This is a genomic window from Lacticaseibacillus baoqingensis (assembly GCF_003946165.1).
GTDB lineage: Bacteria > Bacillota > Bacilli > Lactobacillales > Lactobacillaceae > Lacticaseibacillus > Lacticaseibacillus baoqingensis.
Map to the genome: position 1 here is coordinate 44704 of NZ_RHOI01000018.1, position 7200 is coordinate 51903.

Genomic DNA, 7200 nt, shown 5'->3' on the forward strand with positions numbered 1-7200 from the left:
CATGGCAAAGCGGACATATTATGCAGGCGACGTGACCGAAGCACATTTAGGTGAAACCGTCACGCTCAAAGGCTGGGTGCAAAAGCGCCGCGATTTGGGGAATCTGGTTTTTATTGATTTGCGCGATCGGGCTGGGATCGTCCAGCTGGTCTTTTCTCAAGCGATCGATGCTCAAGCGTTAACCGTTGCCGAAGGGCTGCGCAGTGAATTCGTGATCGAAGCCACCGGACTGGTGCGCGCACGCGCTGGTGAGGCGATCAACAACAAGATGAAAACCGGCAAAGTCGAAGTCGAAGTCCATGCGATCACGATTTTAAACAAAGCCAAGACCCCGCCGTTTGAGATCAGCGATGACATTTCCGCCAGTGAAGAAACCAAGCTCAAATACCGTTATTTGGACTTGCGCCGGCCAGAAATGCAACAAGCGATCATCAAGCGCGCCAAGATCATGACCGCCGCACATCAATATTTTGATGCTAATGGCTTCATCGATATCGAAACCCCGACGCTGACCGCGTCAACGCCGGAAGGGGCCCGCGATTACTTGGTCCCGTCACGGGTCTACCCAGGGAGTTTTTACGCCTTGCCGCAATCGCCGCAACTGTTCAAGCAGCTGTTGATGGGGGCGGGGTTTGATCGCTACTATCAGCTGGCCAAGTGCTTCCGCGATGAAGATCTGCGCGGCGACCGGCAACCAGAATTCACCCAGATCGACTTAGAAACCAGCTTTTTGACCGCTGAAGAGATCCAAGATCTGACCGAAGGCTTGATCGCCAAGGTAATGAAAGACGTCCAAGGCATTGACGTGCAATTGCCGTTCCCACGCATCCAGTGGCAAGACGCAATGGACCGGTATGGGTCTGATAAGCCAGACTTGCGCTTTGACATGCCGATCCAAGACGTTTCAGACTTAGTCAAGGATTCTGAGTTCAAAGTCTTCGCCAATGCCATCGCCAATGGCGGTCAAGTCCGCGCCTTAGTCGCACCAGGGGCGGCAGCGGCTTATTCGCGCAAAAAAATCGACGCCCAACAAGACTACATCAAGCGCTTTGGTGCCAAAGGCTTGGCTTGGTTGAAGGTCACTGATGACGGGATCACAGGGCCCATCAGCAAGTTCTTTGGCGATGGGGGCGCTTTGATCCAAGCTTTAGGGGCCAATGCAGGGGATCTGATCGTCTTTGTGGCGGATCAACCCAGTGTCGTTGCCGCCAGCCTCGGCTATTTGCGGACGCATTTTGGCCATGAGTTAGGCTTGATCGACGAAAGCCGCTTTGCCTTTTGTTGGGTCGTCAACTGGCCGTTGTTTGAATATGATGAAGGCATCCAGCGCTGGGTCCCAGCGCATCATCCCTTCACCATGCCCAATGAAGAAGATGTGCCGCTCTTAGACACGGATCCGCACGCTGCGCATGCCCAAAGCTATGATATTGTCTTAAATGGGTATGAGCTGGGTGGCGGGTCGATTCGTATCCACACCCGCGAGATCCAAGAAAAAATGCTCCACGCCCTCGGCTTCACGCCTGAACGCGCCCAAAAGGCCTTTGGCTTCTTATTAGATGCCTTGGACTTCGGCTTCCCACCTCATGGCGGCTTGGCCATCGGGTTGGATCGATTTGCGATGCTTTTGACCGGCCGCGACAACATTCGCGACGTCATCGCTTTCCCGAAGAACTCTAAAGCCTCAGAACCCATGACCCAAGCGCCGTATCCAGTGGCAGATCAACAGTTAGTTGATTTAGGCATTGAAGTGCGCGCCGGCGTGGATCCAGAACATGAGCACGACAACGATCCAGAAGCATAAACTCAAATTAATAGGTAATAATTTCTAGAATTAAAGCGGTGGTAACCTAGTTACCACCGCTTTTTGTCTAACTGAGTCCATATTTTTATTAAGAATTTTATGAATCGTGCGTCAAATGCTGTCTTGTCTGGTGTTAGCATGGACGTAATATGAGCAATAGGAGTGAGTGATATGTGGACAAAAGCGCGTAAGAAGCTGATTCGTGATACTTATGAAACTAAGAAGCATTTTAAGCTGTACAAGTCTGGCAGCCAATGGACGATTGCCGGATTGACCATTTTGTTCTCTGGTCTGATGCTGACCCAACGTCCGCAACTGACTCAAGCGGCGACCGCAACCGATGATGAAGCGGCCACAGTGACCAACACGCCGACGACTGAAGCCAAGACCATGGTCCCAACGCCAAGCACCGTGGCGACGATCGCGCCGCAAACGATCAATGCCGGCGCTGATTTTGCCGTGCCTGCCGTGACCATGACAGCTGGGGAAACTGCGCCAACTTGGGATCTGGCTGATTTTGATTTTAGCCAAGTCGATACCAGCAAGGCGGGTACCTATACGGTGACCTTGTCGCCAGCAGGGTTGGCGGCACTTAAAGCGGCCAATCCCACCCAAAACATCACCGCAGCCAGTGTCGTCGCCGGCCAAGTCACCGTGCAAGCAGCACCAGCAGCAGCGCCTGCTGCGGCGGCCACAACGAATACCACCGCACAACCTGCGGCCAAAGCCACTGTTGCCGCCCAAACGACACCGGCTACTACCGCACCAACAACGCCTAAAGCAACGCCAACTGCCGCTGCGCCTGACAGCCAACCGGCAGCTGCTGATTCAGTCACTCCGGAAAAAGCGCCTGCAGTGCAATATAAAACTGCAGTCGATGCCACTCAAGCACCCGCTGACTCCAGCCAAAGCACTGCTGCCAACGATGCCTTGTCAGAAACAGATCCCACCAATAAAGTGAAAGTGACCTTATCGACCAATCAGGTTGGTTATCAAACCGGTACGAAGATGCTTATCGTCACGCTGGGGATGAATGTCAATGTCGGCGATAAGATCTCGATCACTTTGCCAACCGATAAGACGGTCATCGGCTGGAATAGCGCACAAGATTTCCCCGCTGGCACGGGTACTGGCGAGAAAACCGATAACGCTGATGGCACGACGACCTACAACATTAATATCACCAGCAACTCGCAGATCACCCAAGAGCTGCGCTTGAAGATGCGTGACAACATCAATCGAGATGCCGTTATCACGAATGCCGATATCGGCACCACCACCAAGCAAGTCACTTGGACGGTCAACGGCGTGCAACAAACGCCTTTGACGCTGACCCAAACCATTAATCCAACTGCCGATCCGCAAGCACCCGCGCGGCTGCATCCAGATGGGACCGCAATGCCTGCAGTCGCCGCGAACACACCAGTGGTGTATCAATTTGACCTAGGCTTATCCACAGGTTTATTTGATGATAAAACCGGTGGCAGTGTCACCCAGATCATTAACCGCGATGGCGCCACCATCACGATCCCTGCGCCAACTGATTTTGTCCTCGATGAAACGGCAACTGCCGCATATAACGGCTTGAACAATGGCACCACGATCACCCAACCAGGCGGGCAAGGCGGCGATGTCGTGATCACAGTGCCGGCCAACGCAGCAGTAGCATATAACGGCTCGGGAGTGCCATTACCGTATTGGTTAGTCGGTGAGTATGACATGGCTGATCCAAGCGCCGACACGCCTGTGGAAGCTGCTGGTCCCGCAGTGTATCAACAAACCATGGATGATGGGAAGGTATTGACTTTTACCGGCACGGACAAGTGGCATGATGTCATTGCACACACCGACACCGGCAATGCAGTCGCCACTGCCACGCTCAACACCTTCGGCAATAGCGGTTCGGCTCCTGATAAGCTGACATTAGATACGAATACCGACAATGATCCCGCCAGCCTTAGCAGCATGACATTTTCTGTCAATGCTGTGGCGCCGATCGCTGGCAGTCACTTCATCATCACGATCCCAGACGGGGTAGATGCCACTGGGATCAAGGTCCCTAATGCCGGTAATAACCGCAACACGTATATGCCATCAACGACCAGTTACACGTATACCTTGACCATGGCTGATGGCACCACTCAAACCGGCACCGTCGCCCCAGGCGAAACGATTACGCGTCAAGGGACCAGTGCGATCCGCACAGCGGACTTGCAACCGGATGTGCTTGATGCTGGTGCCTTCACCACTCGCGATGAAGACAATACCCGCGACTTTTCGGTCATTGGCCACTTAGCCGCCAAATACGATGGCGGAGCTGACGTCAAGGATGGGGATGTGTTGAAGTTCGACTATCGCTATGAAAACAGTGATGGCAGCTTTACGGAAAAACCAGCTCAAGAAACGGTCACCGCTGCGATTGCAACCGCTTTGGGATATAAACATCAAGATAATCAGAATCTTGGTGGCACCGGTTATGTCAGCTTGCAAATGGCTGGTAACAGTAATCAAACGACTGATTACATTTACGAACCCATCTTGTACTTCGTGATCCCGGCCAATGCCTCGATCAAAACAATCAATCATCCTGCATCAGATACAGTTGCGCCTAAGATCACGACCTATACGACCGCCGATGGCCGCACAGGGGTCAAATACGATTACACTGGCACCGGCGAGTATGTCAACACTTTGAACACGATGGGCCCAGAAAGCTACAAAATCGACTTGATCAATACTCCGGATACTACAATCAGCGATTCCTATGCAGATTTTTATATCACCAGCCCGACCACGCCATTGAACCAAACGGTCAAGGTCACAGAACCCAAAAAAGAGACCCAAGCAACCTTGCCTAACCTCGATCCTGAGACGCTTTTGTCCTTGACTGATGGCGATGCGAATGCCGTGCAAATGGGCCAAAGCCCTACCACTTGGACAGTGGACTTAGCCAGTGCGCAAACCAGCGTCAGCTTAGCACAAGGGAATGAAAACCAAGAGCCAATTACAGAAGCGAACGCAGAGGCACACGACGCAGATCATAAACTGCTTTTTACCTACAACATTTTAAATACGACCAAAACACCAACCACAGACTCGGCCGCGGTTTTGAATTTGCCAACAGCAGGGGATGCCCAAGGCTCGACCTTCACATATGAACTGACCGGGCCGATTCACGTCCCTGCTACCAGTAATGGCAGCGGGGCAGCGATCAATGCGACTGTCTTGTATTCCACTAGCGCCTATACACCGCAAGCAAGTGATGAGTCTGCGCCAGTGCTTGATCAATTTGTACCCGCAGATCAAATTACCGATTGGTCGCAAATCCGCGCCGTATACGTTTATTTTGGCAGCGTTGTCGCAGGGGATGCTACCGGCCGGATCACCTTGACCGGGACCGCCAAAGACTTCGCCGCGCAAGGTGGACATGTTGGGTATCTGGATACGCTGACTTACATGAACAGCACGCCATTCAATGAAGCTAAAACCACGAAGATCACCTTTGACAGTGTCTCCAAAGTCACTGCAAAACTGCATTATACCGACGATGAAGGCGTTGAACACAATATTGATTTGCCTGATCTGAACAAGCAAAACGCTGCTTTGAATGACGGCAAAGACAAACTCAATTATCCAACCGAGTTAAGCGGGCTGACCACCGCAGATCAAGCGCTGGTACCAGCGGATTACGTGCTTAAAGACGTCACCGTGCAAAATTCCACTGCAGATTACGGCGACTTGGCAAACGACGTTGCAGAAAATGGCAAAGTCTCTCAGTACTATTTTGACGGGGATGTGATCGTCTACGAACTGGTTAAAAACGTCATCACGACCACGAAAAAAACCATCACCAAGACCATCCACTACGAAACTGAAAATGGCACGAAGATCGCAGACGACTATACAGCTTCGATCGAGATCACTGAAACTTATGATCCGGCAACCAATACGACGACAGATACTCCCGCTGACGCAAAGCTTGGTTTCCAAGAACTTCCGCAAAAAGCGGGTTATAAAGCCACAACGATCCCTACTGAGGCCACTGCTGATTCGCCAGTCACGTTTGCCAGCGATGATATTGATGTGACTGTCATCTACACCAAGGATGATCCGATCATCACCCATGATACAGTGAACAAGACAGTGCATTACGTTGATCAAGATGGGCACACGCTTGCCCCTGACTTCACGGATCAGGCCAGCTTTACTGAATCAACGGACGCAATCGATAATACGATCAAGACCGACACCCCGGAAAGTGATAAGTTAGGGCATCAAGATAATCCAACCATTCAGGGTTATCATGTCGTGGCCGACCCAGCTGAGGCCACAACGGATCAAACCGTCAAGTTCGGTGACAAAGACATTGTCATCACAGTCATCTACGAAAAGGATGCACCAAAGCAAGCACTGGATACAGTCACCAAGACCGTGCATTATGTCGATCAAGACGGCAACACGCTGGCCCCAGACTACACCGATCGGGCTAACTTCACTGAAGTGACTGATCCAGTCACTGGCGATAAGACGTATGGCCCAGAAAACGCTGAGTTAACTCATCAGGCTAACCCGACCATTCATGGCTACCATGTCGTTGAAAACCCAGCCGAAGCGACAACAGATCAAACCGTCAAGTTCGGCGATAAGGATATCGAAGTCACGGTCGTTTATGACAAGAACGCACCGCAGCAAGCGCTGGATACAGTCACCAAGACCGTGCATTACGTTGATCAAGAAGGCAACACGCTTGCCCCTGACTACACCGATCAGGCTAACTTCACTGAAGTAACTGACCCAGTCACTGGCGATAAGACGTATGGCCCAGAAAACGACAAGTTAACTCATCAGGCTAACCCGACCATTCATGGGTACCATGTCGTTGAAAATCCAGCCGAGGCCACAACGGATCAAACTGTCAAGTTCGGCGACAACGATGTCGAAGTGACAGTCGTTTATGACAAGAATGCGCCGAAGCAAGCACTTGACACTGTTTCCAAGACCGTGCATTACGTTGATCAAGAAGGCAACACGCTTGCCCCAGATTACACTGATCAGGCTAACTTCACTGAAGTAACTGACCCAGTCACTGGCGATAAGACGTTCGGCCCAGAAAATGCTGAGTTAACTCATCAGGCTAACCCGAACATTCAGGGTTATCATGTCGTTGAAAATCCAGCCGAGGCCACAACGGATCAAACTGTCAAGTTCGGCGACAACGATGTCGAAGTGACAGTCGTTTATGACAAGAATGCGCCGAAGCAAGCACTTGACACTGTTTCCAAGACCGTGCATTACGTTGATCAAGAAGGCAACACGCTTGCCCCAGATTACACTGATCAGGCTAACTTCACTGAAGTAACTGACCCAGTCACTGGCGATAAGACGTTCGGCCCAGAAAA

General features: G+C 51.6%; 2 protein-coding genes. Both read left to right on the forward strand.

All coding sequences use genetic code 11. The features are described from left to right. Window position 1: 1 nt before the first annotated feature. A complete protein-coding gene (aspS, locus tag EKM91_RS08535) occupies window positions 2–1801 on the forward strand; it encodes an aspartate--tRNA ligase (protein ID WP_125752731.1) in 1800 nt (599 codons plus the stop codon). Between the two features lie 171 nt (window positions 1802–1972). Beyond that, window positions 1973–7200, forward strand: a 5228-nt coding sequence (locus EKM91_RS08540; protein WP_191987992.1) for a mucin-binding protein, incomplete at its 3' end; no start/stop codon positions are given.

What these genes read in the sequence shown, in the direction of transcription:
- aspS (WP_125752731.1), top strand. Translation starts at nt 2, where the DNA reads ATGGCAAAGCGGACATATTATGCAGGCGACGTGACCGAAGCACATTTA.